This is a genomic window from Granulicella sp. 5B5 (assembly GCF_014083945.1).
GTDB lineage: Bacteria > Acidobacteriota > Terriglobia > Terriglobales > Acidobacteriaceae > Granulicella.
On the sequence record NZ_CP046444.1, the window covers coordinates 551,985 to 571,417 of the forward strand.

General features: G+C 62.4%; 15 protein-coding genes and 1 pseudogene. 6 read left to right on the forward strand and 10 right to left on the reverse strand.

Annotated features, from left to right (window positions below):
- Positions 1-82 precede the first annotated feature (82 nt).
- Positions 83-553: a cytochrome c maturation protein CcmE gene (locus tag GOB94_RS02405; RefSeq protein ID WP_182277343.1), complete on the forward strand. Its 471-nt coding sequence runs from the start codon at positions 83-85 to the stop codon at positions 551-553.
- Here GOB94_RS02405 and GOB94_RS02410 read toward each other — a convergent pair.
- The 6 genes from GOB94_RS02410 to nuoI form a co-directional block, all read right to left on the reverse strand.
- Complete coding sequence (locus GOB94_RS02410; RefSeq protein ID WP_182277344.1) at positions 537-998, reverse strand: hypothetical protein; 462 nt, start codon at positions 996-998, stop codon at positions 537-539. The genes GOB94_RS02405 and GOB94_RS02410 overlap by 17 nt on opposite strands.
- Before the next feature lie 85 nt (positions 999-1,083).
- Positions 1,084-2,502: a M20/M25/M40 family metallo-hydrolase gene (locus GOB94_RS02415; protein ID WP_220464979.1), complete on the reverse strand. Its 1,419-nt coding sequence runs from the start codon at positions 2,500-2,502 to the stop codon at positions 1,084-1,086.
- A gap of 100 nt (positions 2,503-2,602) precedes the next feature.
- Entirely contained in the window at positions 2,603-3,496 is an 894-nt protein-coding gene (locus GOB94_RS02420; RefSeq protein ID WP_182277346.1) for a DUF5996 family protein, read from the reverse strand.
- Between the two features lie 45 nt (positions 3,497-3,541).
- Positions 3,542-6,229, reverse strand: a complete 2,688-nt coding sequence (metH, locus tag GOB94_RS02425) for a methionine synthase (protein ID WP_182277347.1) — start codon at positions 6,227-6,229, stop codon at positions 3,542-3,544.
- Between the two features lie 59 nt (positions 6,230-6,288).
- On the reverse strand, positions 6,289-7,386 hold the full coding sequence (locus tag GOB94_RS02430) for a homocysteine S-methyltransferase family protein (RefSeq protein WP_182277348.1): 1,098 nt from the start codon (positions 7,384-7,386) through the stop codon (positions 6,289-6,291).
- 89 nt (positions 7,387-7,475) lie between these two features.
- Positions 7,476-7,973 (reverse strand): NADH-quinone oxidoreductase subunit NuoI, encoded by a 498-nt coding sequence (gene nuoI, locus GOB94_RS02435; protein WP_182277349.1) that lies wholly within the window; start codon positions 7,971-7,973, stop codon positions 7,476-7,478.
- 353 nt (positions 7,974-8,326) lie between these two features.
- On the opposite strand from nuoI, the gene GOB94_RS02440 reads away from it, so the two are divergent.
- Positions 8,327-8,896, forward strand: coding sequence for a hypothetical protein (locus GOB94_RS02440; protein ID WP_182277350.1), 570 nt, complete (start codon positions 8,327-8,329; stop codon positions 8,894-8,896).
- Positions 8,897-8,998: 102 nt separating this feature from the next.
- On the opposite strand, the gene GOB94_RS02445 is transcribed toward GOB94_RS02440, so the two are convergent.
- Complete coding sequence (locus tag GOB94_RS02445; protein WP_182277351.1) at positions 8,999-10,624, reverse strand: hypothetical protein; 1,626 nt, start codon at positions 10,622-10,624, stop codon at positions 8,999-9,001.
- Between the two features lie 444 nt (positions 10,625-11,068).
- On the opposite strand from GOB94_RS02445, the gene GOB94_RS02450 reads away from it, so the two are divergent.
- From GOB94_RS02450 to GOB94_RS02465, 4 genes and pseudogenes are all read left to right on the forward strand, one after another.
- A complete protein-coding gene (locus GOB94_RS02450; protein ID WP_182277352.1) occupies positions 11,069-12,094 on the forward strand; it encodes a folate-binding protein YgfZ in 1,026 nt (341 codons plus the stop codon).
- 25 nt (positions 12,095-12,119) lie between these two features.
- Positions 12,120-12,794 (forward strand): DUF1844 domain-containing protein, encoded by a 675-nt coding sequence (locus GOB94_RS02455; protein WP_182277353.1) that lies wholly within the window; start codon positions 12,120-12,122, stop codon positions 12,792-12,794.
- Between the two features lie 242 nt (positions 12,795-13,036).
- Positions 13,037-13,701, forward strand: a pseudogene (locus GOB94_RS02460) (MBL fold metallo-hydrolase).
- A 204-nt stretch (positions 13,702-13,905) separates the two neighbouring features.
- Complete coding sequence (locus GOB94_RS02465; protein ID WP_182277354.1) at positions 13,906-14,871, forward strand: bifunctional riboflavin kinase/FMN adenylyltransferase; 966 nt, start codon at positions 13,906-13,908, stop codon at positions 14,869-14,871.
- Here the strand turns inward: GOB94_RS02465 and GOB94_RS02470 are convergent, their stop codons facing one another.
- The 3 genes from GOB94_RS02470 to GOB94_RS02480 form a co-directional block, all read right to left on the reverse strand.
- On the reverse strand, positions 14,872-15,351 hold the full coding sequence (locus tag GOB94_RS02470; RefSeq protein WP_182277355.1) for a hypothetical protein: 480 nt from the start codon (positions 15,349-15,351) through the stop codon (positions 14,872-14,874).
- 143 nt (positions 15,352-15,494) lie between these two features.
- Positions 15,495-18,038, reverse strand: coding sequence for a PBP1A family penicillin-binding protein (locus GOB94_RS02475; RefSeq protein ID WP_346265640.1), 2,544 nt, complete (start codon positions 18,036-18,038; stop codon positions 15,495-15,497).
- 68 nt (positions 18,039-18,106) lie between these two features.
- Positions 18,107-19,348, reverse strand: coding sequence for a S41 family peptidase (locus GOB94_RS02480; protein WP_182277356.1), 1,242 nt, complete (start codon positions 19,346-19,348; stop codon positions 18,107-18,109).
- Positions 19,349-19,433: the final 85 nt, after the last annotated feature.

Consider the following 19,433-nt stretch of genomic DNA (forward strand, 5'->3'; position numbering starts at 1 on the left):
CTCTATCATCGCAGACCGAACACCGCCCGCGGTAGCGGCCTCACACGCCAATTTCCTCCGGAGCGCGTAAAATAACAGCAACATGACCTCAGCCGTCACCAAGTCGCCCGCCTTCAAGTTCATCATCGCCGGAGTGCTGATCGTCGGCGCCATTAGCTGGCTCGCCATCTCCGGCCAGCGTGACACCAAGAGCTACTACGTCACCATCGCCGAGCTGAACGCCCTGGGCAGCAAGGCCTACACGCGCAACCTGCGCGTCGCCGGCAACGTCAAGCCCGGCACCATCGAGCGCAACGGCCCCAACGCCGATTTCACCCTGATCGAGCAGGGCCGCACCCTGCACGTCGACTACGTCGGCTCCGAGCCGCCGCCCGACACCTTCAAGGACGACGCCCAGGCCCTCGCCATCGGCACCTTCGGCCGCGACGGCACCTTCCACGCCACCCAACTCCAGGCCAAGTGCGCCAGCAAGTACGCTCCCGCCAAACCCGGCGCAGCCCCACTGGCAACACCGCGCCACTTCCGACCTCGAAGTCCTAAGCCAAAGGCTTGATGTCGGAACTCGAAAGCCCCAACGACCCCTCCGGCACATGCTTCTCTTCCACGTCGTAGTCGTATAGGTGGTACTGGAAGTAGATCACGCTGAAGAAGAACGTCATCCCACCGCCCAGCGGGATGCCGATCGGTTCCGCCTCCAGCTCACTACGCAACTGGAAGATCGTCCACAGGTACAGCACCACGTAGACGATTGTGGCAAAGCCCACAATCATCCCGATCTGTTCCTGCGTGGCTCCGACAGCACCTTCGATTCCGCCCAGCAGGATCATCGCAGGGACAAAACACGCAGCAACAATCGACAGCACAAACGCGCGGCTCTTCCCGTTCACCCGTCGCACCCAGTTGGCCTGCACAATCAGCCAGATCGGCCCAAACAGCCCGCGGGTAAGCAATTCGATCACGACCAACCAGCCCCAATGCAGACGCACGGGCTTCGGCATAGGCTTCTCTAAACGTTCAGGGATCATAGTTCCGACATCCTAGCAACCACCCACCCGCTCCGCACACTCCGCATCTCGCATTTCCCTACGGCTTGGTCAGCGCCTTCAGGTACAGGTAGTAAAACTCCGTCCCACGATAGAACGACTCCGCGCGCACCCGCTCATCCCGCCCGTGCATCCGCTCATCGCCTTCGTCGATCGCCACGCCGTTCACGCCATAGCTCGGCAGCCCGGCCATCATCGTGTAGATCGAGTCGCTCGCGCCCACCTCCATGATCGGGATCACCGGAATCCCCGGCCACATCTCCGCCGTCACCGCGCGCAGCGGGTTGAAGACCTCCGGCAGCGGCGGAGGCGGCGCCAGGCTCTCGCGGCTCGGCGCGGTCGCGCTGATCGTCCCATCGTCTGCCATGTACTCCACCTTCAGCTTCGGGTCATCGAAGATCTTGATCAGGTCCTGCCGCGTCTGCTCCTGCGAGTGCCCCGGCAGAATCCTGCAGTTCACATTCGCCGTCGCCTCCGCTGGCAGCGCATTTGGAGCACGCCCGCCGCTCAGCATCGTCGCCACGCATGTCGTCCGCAGCAGCGCGTTCTCATCAGGAGCCTTTACAAACTCCGCCAACGCCTTCTCGTCCATCGGCGTCGCCAGCACCCCCGCAATCAGCTTCGCCTTCTCCACCGGCAGCGCCTTGGCCTCTTCCTTCAGCTCCTCGCGAGACACCGGGTTCAGCTCAATCGGAAACGGGTGCGCCTCCAGCCTGTCCAGCGCATGCATCAGCTCATAGATGGCATTGTCCGGCCTCGGCAGGCTGCTATGCCCGCCAGGGTTCATCGCCGTCAGCTTGAAGTCAGCATAGGTCTTCTCCGTCGCCTCCACACCCATCGCCACAGCCTTGCCGTCGTGTGAGGTCACGCCGCCCGAGTCCGGGTTCAGCACAAACTCTGCCTGCATCAGCTCAGGACGGTTCTTCAGCAGCCAGCTCACGCCGTTCGACTTGCCGCCCTCTTCATCCGCTGTCAGCGCCAGCGTAATGTCGCGCTTCGGCACCCAACCCTCGCGCTTCAGCCGGATCAGGCTCTCCACCGCAATCGCATCCGAATCCTTCATGTCCTGCGTGCCGCGCCCGTAAAAATATCCGTCCTTCTCGACAAACTCGTACGGATCGGTCGACCAGTCCTCCCGCCGCGCCTCCACCACATCAATGTGCCCGATAATCAGCATCGGCTTCAGCTTCGATCCAGCCGCACCGTGATACCGCACCACCAGGTTCTGCTTGCGATCATTCGGCCCAGCGAGGATCAAGTCCTCCGGCGCAAAACCCGCCTTCAGCAACTCGGCGCGCGCTGCCTCCGCCACCTTCGTCACACTGCCATTCGAGTCCTGCGAGTTGATCTCAATGAACTCCTTGAAGATCTGCCGCGCCAACACACGGTCCTGCTCCGGCAGCTGCGGGCCCTGCGCCATCGCAACCCCACTCATCGCCAACACCAAAACCAACGCCATCGAACGCATCACGCACCTCGCAATTAAACTCAAAACCCTACACTCGAAACCCTTAACCCTTCATCAAAAACGCCCCCGGCACTATGCTCACGCGTAGCGGCTACTCCTGCCGCTCCAGCGCCCTGCGGTCCCACCCCGCCAATGTAGCTCCCGCCACATACGTGCTCTCGAGAAACGACATCAACGCCACCTCCGGAGACGCACTCTTCCGCATCTCCTCATACAAATAAATAAACTCGCCGAGACCCTCATCATACTTCGCCTCTGCCGGTTCGATCGCCGCCGCGCTCAAACCCTGCGGAGCCGGAGCCGCATAGCAATAAAACGCAGCCTTGCCATACCCACCATTCCCCGGCCAGAACCCCGCGCTGATCACCTCCTGCGAGTACGCCTCCCGCGTGATCGCATCCGCCCCCTCGCGCACCGGAGCAGGCCTGCCCGAAAACCGCGTCACCGCCAGATCAAAGCTCCCCCAGAAAAAATGCACCGGGCTCACCTTGCCTACAAACTTCGCGGTGAACCGTTGAAACACCTGGTCCGCACTCATCAGCACGCGCCAGAACCGCCGCGCCATCTCCGGGTCATAGGAGCAGTGTTGCATGTCCTCAGCAAACGGAATAGGCTCCTTCAACTCCACCGGCACCGGCCACAACGTCACCGCGCACCCGATCCCCGCCAGCGTCTTCAAATACTCCGCATAGAACTCCGCAACACTCTGCGCCCGCAGCGCCATCGACGCCGTCGCCCCCGTACTCAGCCTGAACCACAGACGATGCTCCAGAAAGTCAAACTCGATCTCCAGCATCTCGCTGCCATACGGCATCGCGGCGGTGCTCAGTCCCCGCGCACTCACATATAGGGGCACATTCCACCACTGCGCCTCCATCGGATGCAGCGCCAGCCGCGTCTTCCCCACAATCTGCGTCCACATATGCAGCGTCTCCGCCGTCGCCGCCCAATCCTCCCACCGCAACTCCGGCCAAAGCTCACTCATAAGTCCTCGCTTTTTCTCTACTGTCTACCCACTCTTGTCTACTGTCTAATAGTTAAGATTCGGCCCCAGCCACCGCTCCGTCTCCTCGACCGTCCACCCCTTACGCTGCGCATACTCCTCCACCTGGTCCTTGCCAATCTTCCCCAGTGAAAAATACCTCGCCTCCGGGTGCGCAAAATAGATCCCACTCACACTCGACCCCGGCCACATCGCATAGCTCTCGGTGATCTTCATCCCCGTCTTCGCCTCGACATCCAGCAGTCGCCAGATCGTGCCCTTCTCGGTATGGTCAGGGTACGCGGGATACCCCGGCGCCGGTCGAATCCCCCGATACCCTTCCGCAATCAGCTCCTGCGGCGTCAACTGCTCCGCACGCCCATAGCCCCACACATTGCGAACATGCTTGTGCAGACACTCCGCAAACGCCTCCGCCAGCCTGTCCGCCAGCGCCTCCGTCATGATCGCGTTGTAGTCGTCGTTCTCCTTGCGAAATTTCTCGCACAGCTCATGTACGCCGATCCCCGCCGTCACCGCAAACGCACCAATCGAGTCCTGCAGCCGAGTCTCCCGCGGCGCAATAAAGTCCGCCAGCGACCGGCACGGCTTGCTGCCATCGCGCCCCACCTGCTGCCGCAGAAAGTGGAACGTCTCCACCCGCTCCCCGCGCGTCTCATCGGTGTATAGCTCCACATCATCACCGACAGCGTTCGCGCGAAACAGCCCATACACGCCGCGCGCCGTAATCAACTTCTCCTTCACGATCCGGTCCAGCAGCTTCTGCCCATCGGCAAACAGCTTGCGTGCCTCCGCACCCTGCTTCTCGTCATCGAGTATCCGCGGATACAACCCCTTCAGCCCCCATGTATGGAAGAACGGCGACCAGTCGATGAACTCCCGCAGCGTCTTCAGCGGAAAATCTTCCATCACCTTGATGCCGAACTCCTCCGGCACCGCCAGGTCCTCCGCCACAAACTCAATCGGCGTCCGCCGCGCCCGCGCCGCCCCAATCGACAGCGTCTCCTGCTTCGGCGCCGAATGCTGCTTCCGCACCGCCTCATACTCCGCCTTATGCTGCGCAACAAACTCATCCTTGCCGTCTTCACTCAACAGGCTCGTCGTCACCGGCACAGCCCTGCTGGCGTCGAGCACATGCACCACCGGCTGCGAATAATGCGGCGCAATCTTCACCGCCGTATGCGCACGGCTCGTCGTCGCTCCACCAATCAGTAGCGGCACCTTAAAGTTCTGCCGCTCCATCTCCTTGGCCACATGCACCATCTCATCCAGCGACGGCGTAATCAGCCCGCTCAATCCAATAATGTCCGCGCGCACCTCCTTCGCACGTTCCAGGATCTTCTCGGCGGCCACCATCACGCCCATGTCGATCACCTCGTAGTTGTTGCACGCCAGCACTACCCCCACAATGTTCTTGCCGATGTCATGCACATCGCCCTTCACCGTCGCCAGCACAATCTTCCCTTGCGCGCGCACCTCTTCGCCCGCAGCCTCTGCGGCAGCCTTCTCGGCCTCCATAAACGGCGTCAGGTACGCAACCGCCTTCTTCATCACGCGAGCGCTCTTCACCACCTGCGGCAGAAACATCTTGCCTGCACCAAACAGATCGCCCACCACGCTCATCCCCGCCATCAGCGGCCCTTCAATCACCAGCAGCGGCCGCCCCAGCTTAGCCCGAGCCTCTTCCGTGTCCTGGTCAATATATGCGTCGATCCCCTTCACCAGCGCATGACTCAACCGCGCTTCAACACTGCCGTTACGCCACTCTTCAGTCTTCTTCTCAACCTCTCCGGAACCGGCATTGCCAGCAGCCTTCAGCGCCTCGCCAAAGTCCACCAGCCGCTCAGTCGCATCCGGCCTGCGGTTCAGCAGCACATCCTCCACCAGCACCTTCAGCTCCGGATCGATCTCCTCGTACACCTCCAGCATGCCGGCATTCACAATGCCCATATCCATGCCGGCCGCAATCGCGTGATACAAAAACGCCGAGTGCATCGCCTCGCGCACCTTGTTGTTCCCGCGAAAGCTGAACGAGATATTGCTCACGCCGCCCGACACCTTCGCATGAGGCAGATGGTGTTTGATCCACCGCGTGGCCTCGATAAAATCCACCGCGTAGTTGTTGTGCTCCTCCATCCCCGTCGCCACCGTCAGGATGTTCGGATCGAAGATAATGTCCTCCGGCGGAAACCCAACCTCATCCACCAGCATCCGGTACGCCCGTTCGCATATCCGGATCTTCTCCTCATACGTCGCCGCCTGGCCGTTCTCATCGAACGCCATCACCACCACAGCAGCGCCATACTTCAGCACCGCCCGCGCCCGCTGCTTAAAAACCTCCTCGCCCTCCTTCAGCGAGATCGAGTTCACAATCCCCTTGCCCTGCAGGCACTTCAACCCCGCCTCAATCACCTCCCACTTCGACGAGTCCACCATGAACGGAGCCTTCGCCACCTCCGGCTCACTGCCCAGCAGTTGCAGGTAGCGAGTCATCGCGCTCACGCCGTCGATCATCCCCTCATCCATGCAGATGTCGATCACATTGGCGCCATTCTCCACCTGCTGCCGCGCCACGCTCACGGCCTCCTCGTACTTGCCCTCCTTAATCAGCTTCGCGAACTTCGGCGACCCAGCCACATTCGTCCGCTCACCGATCATCATGTACACGCCCACCTGCTGCGTAAACGGCTGCGACCCCGACAACCTCAACGGCTTCATCTCTTCCCTTGGCGTTAACTTGGCGTCCTTAGCGCCCGTGGCGTTTTCTTTCCTCACGCTCAAGCCGCCACCTCGCGCCTGATCTCCCGAGGAGCCACGCCTTCCAGCGCCTTCGCAATCGCCGCAATGTGCTCCGGAGTATTCCCGCAGCACCCGCCCGCAATATTAATCAGCCCATCCTCCGCAAACTTGCCCAGGAACCGCGCCATATCCGGCGGCCCCAGATCAAACCCCGTCTCCGACAGCGGATTCGGCAACCCCGCATTCGGATACGCACTCACCGCCACATCCGCCTTCTCACTCAGCTCGCTCAAAAACGGATACATCAAATCCGGCCCCAGCGAGCAGTTCAACCCCACACTCAGCGGCTTCACATGCTTCACCGCATTCCAGAACGCCTCCGTCGTCTGCGCCGAGATCAGCGTCTCACCACCACGCCCCACCGCCGCCGAAATGCTCACCGGCAACTCAACCTTGTCCTCATCAAACACCTCGCGGATCGCCACCAGCGCGGCCTTCGCATTCAACGAATCGAAGATCGTCTCCACCAGCAGCAGATCGCTGCCCCCGGCGATCAACCCACGCACTTGTTCCTTATATGCGGTCAGCACCTGGTCAAACGTCACCACACGAAACCCCGCATCGTCCGCATCCGGCGAGTTCGAAAGTGACACCGTCAGCGGCCCAATCGCTCCGGCAACAAACCGCTGCCTGCCCGTCTCATTCGCCACTCGGTCAGCCCACTCGCGACACTGCCGCGCGCTCGTCTCATTGATCTCCCAGGCCAGCCCACTCAACATCTTGTCGTCGATGATCTTCTGATAGAACTCCGGATCTTTCCGCCCGCCATGCTCCCGCGGATCATCCACAAAGAATTCGCTCTGCGTAATGCTCGTCGCGCCAAACGTATTCGTCTCGATGATGTCCGCCCCGGCCTCCAGAAACCGCCGGTGAATATCGCAGATCATCGCCGGCTGCGTCAGCGAAAACAAATCGCCATTGTTCAGCAGGTCCTTGGTCGAGTTCGCAAACCGCTCCCCGCGAATGTCCTTCTCGGCCATCCCATACGTGCGGATCGTCGTCCCCATCGCCCCGTCGATAATGGCGATGCGTCTTTCAAGAACCTTCTCCAGGGGATGCTGCCGGGTCTTCATCATTACGTCCAACCTTCCTGCGCGGACTCCTCACGCGCCATCAAAAAGCGGCGAGCCCTCTAGGCTCGCCGCGCTTGTCTCAGGCTGCTGTACTACGCCTGCGCGTCGGGCCTCTGCGGCTCCGCCTTGGCCATCAGGGCCGAGACCGGAACCAGCATGTCTTCCTTGCGCATCACCATACTCGTCGCGTTCAGGCTCGCTAGCTCAAATCCATGTCCATGCGTAATCGCATCGGTCGGGCAGGCCTCCACGCAATAGCCACAGAAGATGCACCGGTTGTAGTCGATGTTGTACACCTTCGCATAGCGTTCGGCGCTGGAGATCCGCACCTCTTCAGTGTTCTCCGCAGCCTCGATATAGATGCAGTTGGCCGGGCACGCCGCCGCGCACAGAAAGCACGCCACGCACTTCTCCAGCCCGTTCTCATCGCGCTGCAGCTCATGCTTGCCGCGAAACCGCTGCTGAAACTGCGCCCCGCGCATCGGCCCTTTGCCATCCGGATAGTTCTCCACCTCGGTAGGCTGAAACCCCTCCCGCAGCGTGATGCTCATTCCCTTGGCGATGGCAGCGACATTTTTGAGGATCGACATAGACCTCCAGTATACGACCTCCGGCTCAACCGTTCATAACCACATCGAAATCTGGTAGTTGATCAGTTTGAACGATCAACGGAAGTAGCGGGGATGTCTAGCTGGCAAAAATCCGAAATGAACGGCAGCGCCCAGCAATGCAGCAATGACCAAACTCACCGCTATCCTTCCCGGAAGAGATAGCTGTGAGAGATACTCTCGCGTGCGGAGCAATAGAAGGGTCACTCGATCTAGCATGGGTCGTCCGCCCAATGCTCTCACGCTTCCTGCAGGTCCACAAGCCAAGCGTCCCTATGTCTCGCTTCTGAGACATCTATTCGCAGGATGCCCGCACTCGCGTTACCCTTATCCGCATGAAGACCTCCCTCGTCCTCTCCGCCCTGCTCACCCTCGCGCCCGCCACCGTCCTAGCCCAAAGCACCGACGCCATGCCGCCCGAAACCAAGGCCCCTGCGCAGAGCGCCATGCCGATGAAGGCCCCCGTCCCGCCCTCGCACTCCGTCACCATCAACTTCCAGGGCCGCACCACCGTCCTCAAGATCGAAGCCCTCATGGCCCTCCCGCAGATCACTGTGCACGTCCACAACGAGCACCGCAACGCCGACGAGACCTACACCGGCCCCCTGCTCTCCGACGTCCTCGCCAAGGCCGGCCTCGTCGCCAGCAAAGAAACCCAGCCGCTCATCCTCCACAGCACCGTCGTCGCCACCGGCACCGACCACTACTACGTCATCTACTCCGCAGCCGAGGTCGAACCCACCTTCAGCCACGGCCAAGTCATCGTCGCCATCACCAAGAACGACGGCCTCCCCAACACCGAAGGCGGAGCCATCGAACTCGTCAACACCACTGACGTCAAACCCGCCCGCTGGCTCCACGGCCTCACCCAGCTCAACATCATGAGCCTCACCCAAAACCAGTAACGCAGTGGCCCCACCACAAATCAGGTAGCCCGACCCTTCAGGGTCGGGTCTCATAGACCTCAATCTAAAAAGAAACGGCGGAGGCTTCAGCCTCCACCCGTCTTACCGCCCGTCCGCCATCCCCAGCGAAGCCTTCATCATCCCGAACGACTGCATCGTCTTGACCAGCCCTCCAGCAAGATCATGATCCGGCACACGGCCCTTCGCAGTTAAGACCGGCCCGCTGCCCAGCGGGACATTCGCCGCATCCGTAGCATCGCGCAGCTTGCGCGCCAGCGGCAGCTCAAAGCCTTCGCTCACCCACACCGTATTGTCCTTCAGCGTCAGCAGCACGTCGCCCTCGTTGGTCGAGTACACACGCTCGTTCTCGTCCACCTCGTCCTTCTCGCGACGCTTCAACCCGTCATACTGCCTTGGCAACTCCTCCTCGAACACATCGAAGAAGCTGTGCGCCGAATCCGGGTTCTTCCAACGTGAGCTGTACAGAATCGCAAGCGACTTCGTCGTGTTCTTCTCCGCCGACGTTGCGCTCCGCCGCTGCGCCGCGTAGTACACGCCGCCGTCCCACTCCGGCGCCAGCGCCTCCGCCAGCGGACGCCCGCCAAACAGCTCCGCCGTCATCCGCACATCCAGCTCACCCATCACGCCCACGTCGTACGGCTCGTAGCCCGCCTCCTTCAGCATCGGATGAATGTCCGGCAGCCGCATCAGCGGCACCGCCACATGGCGCCGGTACGCCTCCGGAGTCATGATCTCGTAGCTCGAGTTCGGCGGGTTCTCCAGCACGCCCGCAAACGCCTTGCCCACGCCGTCCTTGGTCAGCACCACCTGCTCAAACCGCAGCCCGTCGGTATAAGGAAACAGCAGCGACTGCTGCAACACCAGCGGCGCCCGCGCCAGCACCGGGCTATCGGACGAATCGCCCGCCCCCTGCGCCAGCAGGTCCGCCATCTGCGGAAAGTCCTTCAGCGTCTTGCCAGAATGCCCGTTCGTCTCCAGCGCATAGTCCGCAAAGCTCACCATCGCCTGGCCCTCCAGCACTGCCTCGCGGGCCGTGTCCGTCTCATCCACCGCGATGTGCTTCTGGTCCTCGCCGGCGTTCTTCGCCGTGCCTTCAATCTCGTTGTCGTCCCACTTCGTCAGCCCGACCTTCTGGTCCTGCAGCGCATGTGTCAACTCATGCGCCATCACCGGGGCCTGCTCGTCGATCGGCACCCAGTTCAGCAGGTTCATCATCTTCGTCTTGTTGTCATAAAAACCCGCGATCTGCTCCGTTAGCAGGCTCAGCAAAAACGGCTTCAGCTGGAACGATTGGTCCAGCAGCCCGAACTTCTTCAGCACCAGTTCGCTGCGCTCCATGCGCTTGGCGCCCTTGTCTTCGTCGAACTTCTTCCGCAGGTCCTTGTTCACGCTGTCGCGCGAAACGAACCGCACCTTCACCGGAGCCAGAATCGGCAGCTGCGTATCGCTGCTCACAAAGTGCAGGATCTTGTCCTCGCTGGAGATCAGTTGCTTCTCCTGCTCGGCCGTCAGCAGCGTGTCCACGGGAGCCTTCGTGCTGCCGCTGTTCTCGGTGATCGTCGTCTGCCCGCTCTCCAGCACCGGCGGAGTGGTCTTGCCGCCCGCATCCGGCTGCGCTTGTTTCCCCTGCGGCGACGACTGCGCCAACCCCTGCATCCCGGCCATTCCCACCAGCACCACGCCCACCCACAACGTTCGTCCGTTCACGCAACCTCCGCAATCTACTTACGCACCAAAACAACTATCAGACTCAGTGTACTCACCCAAAGTTACCTCGCGTTTCGCCGCGCTCCTGAGTTGCGCCACAAATTAGGTACCCCGAGTCAGGCACCCCGAATCAGGTACCCCGAGGCTTCAGCCTCGGGTTTCATAGCTCCTCCATGGATGGGAGGGGCTTTAGCCCCGGGGTTTGCCTTGCAGCCTGTCAACCCCCTCCCCCACCTAACCCACGCCGTCCCAACCACATCCCCCAGAACGTTTTCCCCGCCCAACTCGCTACAATAAGAAGTAGTAGGGAGAACCGGCCGCCGAACTAGCATCTCGCATCTCATCTCTCGCATCTGCTCTTATTAGGGGTTCCACCGCTAACCTCAATCCGCTGCGGATCTTAGCCCCCAAACCGGGGGAGGGCGCCCCACCTGAAAGCCACTGATGACCGACCTCAAGACCCAACTCGACGCTATCCTCCACGGTGCAGCCTTCGCCGAAATAACCGACCGCTCTTTCCTCCGCATCACCGGCCCCGACGCCACCCGCTGGCTCAACGGCATGGTCACCAACAACATCAAGGACCTCGCCCCCGGCGAAGGCAACTACAACTTCCTCCTCAACGCCCAGGGACGCATCCAGGGCGACTGCACCATCTACCGCGAACCCGGTGAAGGCGATCCAACGTTCCTGCTCGAAGCTGACAGCTCACAGCTCACAGCTCTAACCCAACTGCTCGACCACTTCATCATCATGGACGACGTCGAGCTCAAGCCACTCGAGGACCTCTCCGGCATCCTTGTCGCAGGCCCGCAAGCCCCGTCCATCGTCATGGAACTCGGCACCGCCAACCATCAGGCCGCGCCCTGCTCGTCCAACCCACAACCCGCACCGCAAACCATCAGCCTCAAACAAACCGTCTACGCCGGTGCTTCCGTCTCGCTGATCCTCACGAACAGCCCACTCGTCCCGTGTTTCGAGATCTGGTCTGATCCGTCCACCATCGCCAGCATCCTCACCGAACTCAGCGGCACCTCCGCACTCCCCATCTCCGCAGCCGCCCTCGAAGCCTACCGCATCCTCTCCGCGACCCCGCGCTACGGCACCGACATCCGCAACACCGAAACCGCCAAAGACCTCCCGCAGGAGACAGCCCAAACCCACGCCCTGCACTTCAACAAGGGCTGCTACCTCGGGCAGGAGATCGTCGAGCGCATCCACTCCCGCGGCGCCGTCCACCGCACCTTCGCACAGTTCACGCTCTCGGGCCCCGTCCCCACGCTTCCAGCCCCGCTGGAGCTCAACGGCAAAACCGTCGGCGAGCTCACCTCCGCCGCTGTCATCCCTCTTTCCGATGGCGACACGACACTCGCCCTCGGCTACGCTAGACTCGAAGCTCTGAACCAGCCGCTCACCTACCCCGGCGGCACGGCCCTCACTCGAAACTCAAAACTCGCGACTCAAAACTGAGCGCCCGAAACAGGAAGCAATCACCATGGCAGAGATCAAGCAATTCGTCGTCAACGACCGCCGCAAGTTCACCGCCGAGGGCGATGTCCGCCCCGACGCCCCTCCCTCCGAGCCCAAGCCCGCGCGCCCCGAGGCCAGCCTCGAGCCCACCTCCGACGAGAAGTTCGGCTCCTCCGCCCACCTCGTCACACCGGCACCCGAGCCCAAAGGCCCAGTCGCCGTCTCCGACGAATCCGTCGAGTCCGACCAACCCGCGCCTCCCCCGCTCACCGCCGAGCAGACCGCCGAGGTCAGCCGCGCCTACGACGCGACCGTCGATCGCCTCGACACCGCCATCCGCGCCACCAACCCCGGCATGGAACGCATTCCCGACATGACCTTCGAGCGCGTCATCCAGTCGCTCTACATGCAGGCCATGCTCCAGCTCGGCATCATGGCGCCGCCCGACCAGAAGCCCCAGGTCGACATCCTCGGCGCTCGCCAGACCATCGACATGCTCTCCATCCTCGCCGAAAAGACCAAAGGCAACTGCACCCCGGACGAGACCAACCTCATGGACAACGCCCTCTTCGAGCTCCGCATGGGCTTCCTCGAGATGACCCAGGCCCTCGCCCGTCAGGCCCAGTCCAAGCAAGGCCCCGGCGGCGTACCCGGCATGCCCCCAGTCCCCGGCTCCGGCGGCCCCAGCATCGTCCGCTAACTCATGCCGTTTTACATCGAGTCCCCTACACCTTTCATCGCATACTCTGCGTGAAAGCTTAGCCTTTCTACTCCCTATTCCCTACTCCCTATTCCCTACTCCCTATTCCCTGCCTTATGGCCACCCTCACCTTCCTCGGCACCGGCACCTCCATGGGCGTCCCCACGCTCGGGTGCCCGTGCGCGGTCTGCGCAGATGCCCACCTCCCCGGCTCCCCCAACCGCCGCACCCGCCCCTCGGTGATGCTCTCGTACAACAACAGGAACGTCCTCATCGACACCGGCCAGGACTTCCACGCCCAGGCCGTCCGCGAAAACATCGACTCGGTCGACGCCGTCCTCTACACCCACGGCCATGCCGACCACATCCTCGGCATGGACGACCTCCGCCCGCTCAGCTTCAAGAGCCCCAGCGGCCTCCCGCTCTACGCCGACGACGCCACCGCCGCCGTCATCGAGCGCATCTTCGAGTACACCTTCTGCAAAGAAAACCGCTACCCCACCAGCGCGCGCGTCACCATGAACCGCATCGCCACAGAACCCGGCACCCTCATCCCGCTCTTCGGCGCCAACTTCATCCGCATCCCCGTCCAGCACGGCAAGCAGACCATCGCCGGCTACCGTGTCGGCACAATGGCCTACCTCACCGACGCGAGCGAGGTCCCCGCCGAGAGCCTGCCCTGCTCGAAGGCCTCGACATCCTCATCCTCGACGCCCTCCGCCGCGAACCGCACCCCACCCACATGAACCTCGCCACCGCGCTCGCCACCGTCGAAAAAATCGCGCCGCAGCGAGCGTACTTCACCCACATCTCACACGACCTCGACCACAACACCGTCAACGCCGAGCTGCCCGCACACATCCAACTCGCCCACGACGGCCTCAAACTAGACTTCGACATCACCTGAACAGCATGGGCGAGGTGCAACACTACCCCAGCACGAGAAACAAACACTGCGCAACGACAAGCAACACCAGAACCCAAGTAACACGCACAGCACCAGCAACAAGTAGCTCTAGCTTTGAAGGGGCGGGACTTCAGTCCCGCCATGAGAACCACGGAGAGAACAGGGGCTTTAGCCCCGGAGGGAAAAACCCTTCAGGCACGCACTATGAAGATCGCACGCAGCCTCACCGAACTCGCCAGCTTCACTCAGCCCTCCGTCGTCACCATCGGCAACTTCGACGGCGTCCACTGCGGCCACCGCATGGTCATCGCCGCCGTCCGCGAGCGCGCACACCAACTCGGTGCAGCCTCCGTCGCCGTCACCTTCGACCCCCATCCCGCACACGTCCTGCGGACAGACTCGCGCCTGCCGCTCATCACGCCGCTCGCCGCCAAGCTCGACCTGCTCGCCGCCACCGGCCTCGACCTCACGCTCGTCCTGGGCTTCACCAACGAGCTCCGCCACTGGACGGCGCGCCACTTCGCCACCACCGTACTGCACGACACGCTCCATGCCGCCGAAGTCCACGAAGGCGAGACCTTCCGCTTCGGCTACGACGCCGAGGCCGGCATCGACAGCCTCACCACGCTCGGCGCCGAGCTCGGCTTCGCTGTCCGCGCCTACGAACCCCGCGCCCTGCGCGGCTCCGCCATCTCCTCCAGCCGCATCCGCAAGCTCATCGCAGACGGCAACATGCCCGAAGCCCGCGCTCTGCTCGGCCGCCCGTTCAGCATCCACAGCACACCGGCCTCAGGCCGTGGCTACGGCACGCGCTACGCCGTGCCCACCATCAACCTCGCACCCTACGCCGACCTGCTCCCCGCGCACGGCGTCTACATCACAACCTTGCGAGTCGGCACCGGCGACAACGCGCGCCTCTTCCACGGCGTCACCAACATCGGCAACCGACCCACCTTCGGCGCGGACTCCTTCGCCGTCGAGACCCACCTGCTCGACTTCGAACCAATCGACCTCTTCGAAGACACACCGCTCGAGATGGCCTTCCTCCTGCGCCTCCGCGAAGAGCGTCGCTTCGACTCACCCGAACTGCTCCGCGCCCAGATCATGCGCGACGTCGCGGGCGCCCAGCGTTACTTCCGCCTCTGCGACGCACTCCACGTCCGCCTCTGATTACCAATCGCCGGAGTCGTACTCCTCATGGTTGTTGATCGAGTGCGTGAACACCAGTTGCCGCGCCTCCACAAGGATGTCCACCGCATCGTGATATCCATCTGCCAGCGGCTTCCGGCACTTGTACCGATAAGCTCCCGGCCTGCGCTTTGAAGGAATCGTCTCGCAGCTCCAGCCGTCGGCTGCGATCCGGTCCTCATACGGCTTTACCTCAGCCGGATCGTAAGCGCCATCTCTGTCGTACTTGAAAACATAGACGTTCGACGCGCCATGATGTCGTTCCGAGTATCTCCCCTCGGCCCGTTCCAAAGTCACCGGCCCTTCGTCCACCTGCACCACCGACCGTGCATTGCGAGCAAACTTCTCTGCACCCGGAAACAACGGGTCGCGCACCTTCGACACACCATCCTGCGCAACGCCCACAACCGTCACGCAACACGCCACCGCCATCACTGCCTTCGTTACCCAACTTCCGCGCATCGCTCGCTCCGTCCGGCCACGGCGGAAAACGCATCTCTCCGCTCTACCAGCCAATACGCGCGGCGCTTCGCATCGGGATGCAAAACCTGAAGCTGAAAAATAGGCCTTCGCAACGGCCTGGTCCCAAAGTGCAAACACCCGGCTTACGGCTGCGGAGCCGCCGGCACCTTTGTCGCAGTCTTCGGTTTCGCTGCTTTGCTTCCCGCCGCCGGATAATTCGTCACGCTATCCAGGCTCTGCGACGAAGGCGCCTCATCGACCTGCAACGAAATCGGCTGTTGCGGCTGCGGCTTCTGTGGAGCCGCCGGCGGCTGCTTTTGCGCAGGCGGTGGCGATGCACCATCACTCGGCACGTTGTCATCGTCATCCGGCTCTGGCGTCGGCTTCGGCGTCTCCTGCCGCAGCTCCTGCGGAGGCGTCATCGGCACAGCCAGCGTCTTCTTCGGCGCTCCCTGCTGCGAGAACGATTCATTCGGACGGTCCGCAACCGCGACCTTCATAAACTCCATCCAGATCGGCAGCGCAGCCTTCGCTCCCGTCTCCTTTTCGCCCAGCGACTGCCGGTTGTCGAACCCCACCCACGTCCCGCACGTCACCGACGGCGAGAAGCCTACGAACCACGCATCCGTGTAGTTGTTTGTCGTGCCTGTCTTGCCACCCAGCGCATGGTGCATCTGCGAAGCGGCCGCACCTGTCCCATGCGCGATCACCGCCTCAAACAGCACCATCATCTTGCGCGCAATATCCAGCGAGATCACCTCGCGCACCTCCGGCGGCGGCTCCGGCAGAGTCATCCCGTCCGCCTGCTCCACCCGCCGGATGTAGTGCGGCGCAATCCGTATCCCATCGTTCGGAAACACCGAGTACGCGCCCACCTGCTCCTCCAGCGAGATGTCCGCCGCGCCGATCGCCACCGGCAGAAAGTTCTGAATATTGCTCGTCACACCAAACCGGTGCGCCACCGCAATCACCTTCGCGATGCCGACTTTGTCCGCCAGCCGCAGCGCCGGTATGTTGCGCGACTCCGCAAACGCATCCACCAGCGTCATCACACCAGAGAAGTTCCCGCGCTCGTAATCATGCGGCGTGTACGGCCCACCCGCCGTGAAGAACGTCGTCGGCGTATCGAGCACCGTGTCGTACGGCTTCATGCCCGCCTCCATCGCGGCCGTGTAATCGTATGGCTTGAACGACGAGCCAACCTGCCTCTGCGCCTGCGTCGCGCGATTGAACTGGCTTGTCTCAAAGTCTCGCCCGCCCACCATTGCCATCACTTCGCCGTTCGAGTTGTCCACCGCCATCAGCGCTGCCTGCGCGCCTGTGTCCTCTTCCAGCGCCAGATGCAGCGGCCCATCCGCCGGCGCGTTCACCACGCGCACATACACCACATCGCCGGCCGTCACCAGCTCCGTCGCCTTCGGGTGCTGTGTCCACACCCAGTCCGCCGGCGTCAGCGTCGCGCTCTGCGTTCCCAAACGCACAACCATCTTCGTCGGCGACACCCCTGTCACCAGCGCATGGTAGTACGACCCCTCGAAGATCGGCTGGCTCCAGTCCGGGTGCCGATACGCATCCAGCGGAATCCCTTCGGCGAGCACATTCTCCGCCGGCTTCTTCCACCCATGCCGCCGCTCATACGTTGCGACCCCGTCCAGCACCGCCTTCTCCGCCGCATGCTGCAGGCTCAGGTCCAGCGTCGTGTACACCTTCAGGCCCGCGCCGTGTACCTCGTCGCTGCCAAACTCGCGCTCCAGTTGCCGCCGCACCTCTTCCACAAAGTACGGCGCCTCTTCATTCGAAGGCGCCTCGATATGCAGCCCCAGCGGCGCGGCCTTCGCCTCAATCGCCTGCTCTGGCGTGATCTTTTGATCGTTCAGCATCTCCTGCAGCACCAGGTTGCGCCGCCGCATCGCACGCTCAGGAAACCGCACCGGCGAATAATACTCCGGCCCCTTCGGCAACGCCGCCAGCAGCGCCGCCTCCGGCAGCGTCAGGTCGCGCGCATGTTTGCTGAAGTAGTACTCGCTGCCCGCCTCGAAACCATACGTTCCCCTCCCCAGGTAGATCTGGTTCGCATACAGCGCAAAGATCTGCTCCTTAGTAAAGTGCCGCTCGATCTCCAGCGTCAGCACGATCTCCTGGATCTTCCGCGAGTACGTCTTCTCTGCCGAAAGGAACAGGTTCCGCGCCAGCTGCATCGTGATCGTCGACGCGCCCTGCACCTTGCCGTGCGTATGAATGTCCTCATACGCCGCGCCGATCATGCGGATAAGGTTCACCCCGCCGTTCGACTCGAAGTCCTTGTCTTCAATCGACAGGATCGCCTCGCGCAGCACCGGCGGTATGTCGTTGTAGCCCACCACCACGCGCCGCTCCAGCGCAAACGAGCCAAACGGCTTGCCATGGATGTCGTAGAGTTCTGTCGTCGTATCCGGACGATAGCGTTCAAGCTCTGCCATCTGCGGCAGGTTGATCGAAAACACCAGCACCAGCCCCACCGTCACACCCAGCGCAGCCGAAGCCAGCAGCAGGGCCCCAATCGCCGCACGCTTCGCCACCGGCCGCAGTCGTGGATTGCGCGAGTCCAGGTCCTTGAACGGAAACCGCTGCATCGCGCGCCACAGCACAGCCCACGAACGCTTCGTGTCTCTACGCGCTGCTCCGTCGATTGGACCTCGTGTCGCCACGGCTAGTCCAACCTTACTACGCGCTCATGTGAATGGACCTCAATCGCCGCAGCCGCGAACACGCGCCGTTAAGCCGCCTTCGCCTTCAGCATGTCGATCGCCTTCGTCAGCTGGTCATCGGGCGCAACCAGCTTCTTCGGCGTCTTCGGTGCCGAGGCAGCCCCTGGCACCGCGGGCAACGACGTATCGTCATCGCCCAGGTCGTCAAGGTTCGACGCCACCATCGTACCCGGCGTCACGGCATCGTCTTCAAACTGCTTGCCCGAAGGCGAAGCATACTTCGCAATCGACAGGATCACCGCCGAGCCGTCCGGCAGGTCAAACGTCTTCTGCAACGAGCCCTCACCAAACGTCTTCTCGCCCACCAGGTCACCGCGCTTGTCGTCCTGGATCGCGCCAGCCACCAACTCCGCCGGCCCGGACGTCCCACGGTTCACCAGCACCACCAGCGGCGCCGTCGCGTCAACCGCCTTAGAAGCCTCTGCCGTGAACGTCTGCTTCGGATACTTCTGCCCCTCCAGCGTCGCAATCGTCCCGTTCGACACGAAGAAGTTCGCCAGCCGCACCGCCTCATTCATATCGCCCGCGGCCACATCGCGCAGGTCGAGCAGCACCTTCTTCGTTCCAGTTTTGTCGGCAGCCTTCAACTTCTGCTCCACCTCGTCCACATGCGCCTTGTCCAGCACCACCGGCTTCAAGTACAGGATCGACGAGCCCTCATAGAACGTCTCGCTCACCGGCGGCTCTTCCACCAGCACGCGGTTCAACACAACCTTCTCCGGATCGACCTTGCGCGGCCGGATCACCGAGATATCCAGCTCGCTCCCGGGCGCGCCTTCCAGCAGCACCTTGATCATCGCCAGCGACAGGTCGCGCGTGTCCTGCTTGCTGATCGCCTCAATGATGTCGCCATCATTCAGTCCGGCCTTCTCCGCCGGGCTGCCCGGCACCACCGAGATGATCGTTGCATACCCGTAGCGCTTGGACACGTTCAACCCAACCTGCGCCTTGCCGCCCTTGTCATCCTTATAGGCCTTGTAGTCCGTCGGCGTCAGGTAGCTCGAGTCCGCATCCAGCGACTCCAGCAGGCCGCGCAGCGCGCCCGTCGTCACATCCGGAATGTTCGGCACCGACACATAGTCCGACTGGATGTGCTGCAGCACTTCGCCATACACATTGATCTGCTTGTAAGCCCCTGCCTGCGCATCATCGCCCGCCGCACGGACCCCATACACATTCACGCCCAGAAAGACTCCGATGATCAACGCAACCGACAATGCAAGTAGGGATATCTTCAGGCTCTTAGGCATAGCTTCTTGGCTTCACTCCGCAGGGTATGAAAAATCAGCACCGCCATCAGCCGCAAAGGCTCTGGCGTCACAGGTTAGACGCAAT

Bases quoted from the DNA above. Each gene is read 5' to 3' on its own strand.
- GOB94_RS02405 (WP_182277343.1), top strand. From the start codon at position 83: ATGACCTCAGCCGTCACCAAGTCGCCCGCCTTCAAGTTCATCATCGCC.
- GOB94_RS02410 (WP_182277344.1), bottom strand. From the start codon at position 998: ATGCCGAAGCCCGTGCGTCTGCATTGGGGCTGGTTGGTCGTGATCGAA.
- GOB94_RS02415 (WP_220464979.1), bottom strand. From the start codon at position 2,502: ATGGCGTTGGTTTTGGTGTTGGCGATGAGTGGGGTTGCGATGGCGCAG.
- GOB94_RS02420 (WP_182277346.1), bottom strand. From the start codon at position 3,496: ATGAGTGAGCTTTGGCCGGAGTTGCGGTGGGAGGATTGGGCGGCGACG.
- metH (WP_182277347.1), bottom strand. From the start codon at position 6,229: ATGAAGCCGTTGAGGTTGTCGGGGTCGCAGCCGTTTACGCAGCAGGTG.
- GOB94_RS02430 (WP_182277348.1), bottom strand. From the start codon at position 7,386: ATGATGAAGACCCGGCAGCATCCCCTGGAGAAGGTTCTTGAAAGACGC.
- nuoI (WP_182277349.1), bottom strand. From the start codon at position 7,973: ATGTCGATCCTCAAAAATGTCGCTGCCATCGCCAAGGGAATGAGCATC.
- GOB94_RS02440 (WP_182277350.1), top strand. From the start codon at position 8,327: ATGAAGACCTCCCTCGTCCTCTCCGCCCTGCTCACCCTCGCGCCCGCC.
- GOB94_RS02450 (WP_182277352.1), top strand. From the start codon at position 11,069: ATGACCGACCTCAAGACCCAACTCGACGCTATCCTCCACGGTGCAGCC.
- GOB94_RS02455 (WP_182277353.1), top strand. From the start codon at position 12,120: ATGGCAGAGATCAAGCAATTCGTCGTCAACGACCGCCGCAAGTTCACC.
- GOB94_RS02465 (WP_182277354.1), top strand. From the start codon at position 13,906: ATGAAGATCGCACGCAGCCTCACCGAACTCGCCAGCTTCACTCAGCCC.
- GOB94_RS02470 (WP_182277355.1), bottom strand. From the start codon at position 15,351: ATGCGCGGAAGTTGGGTAACGAAGGCAGTGATGGCGGTGGCGTGTTGC.
- GOB94_RS02480 (WP_182277356.1), bottom strand. From the start codon at position 19,348: ATGCCTAAGAGCCTGAAGATATCCCTACTTGCATTGTCGGTTGCGTTG.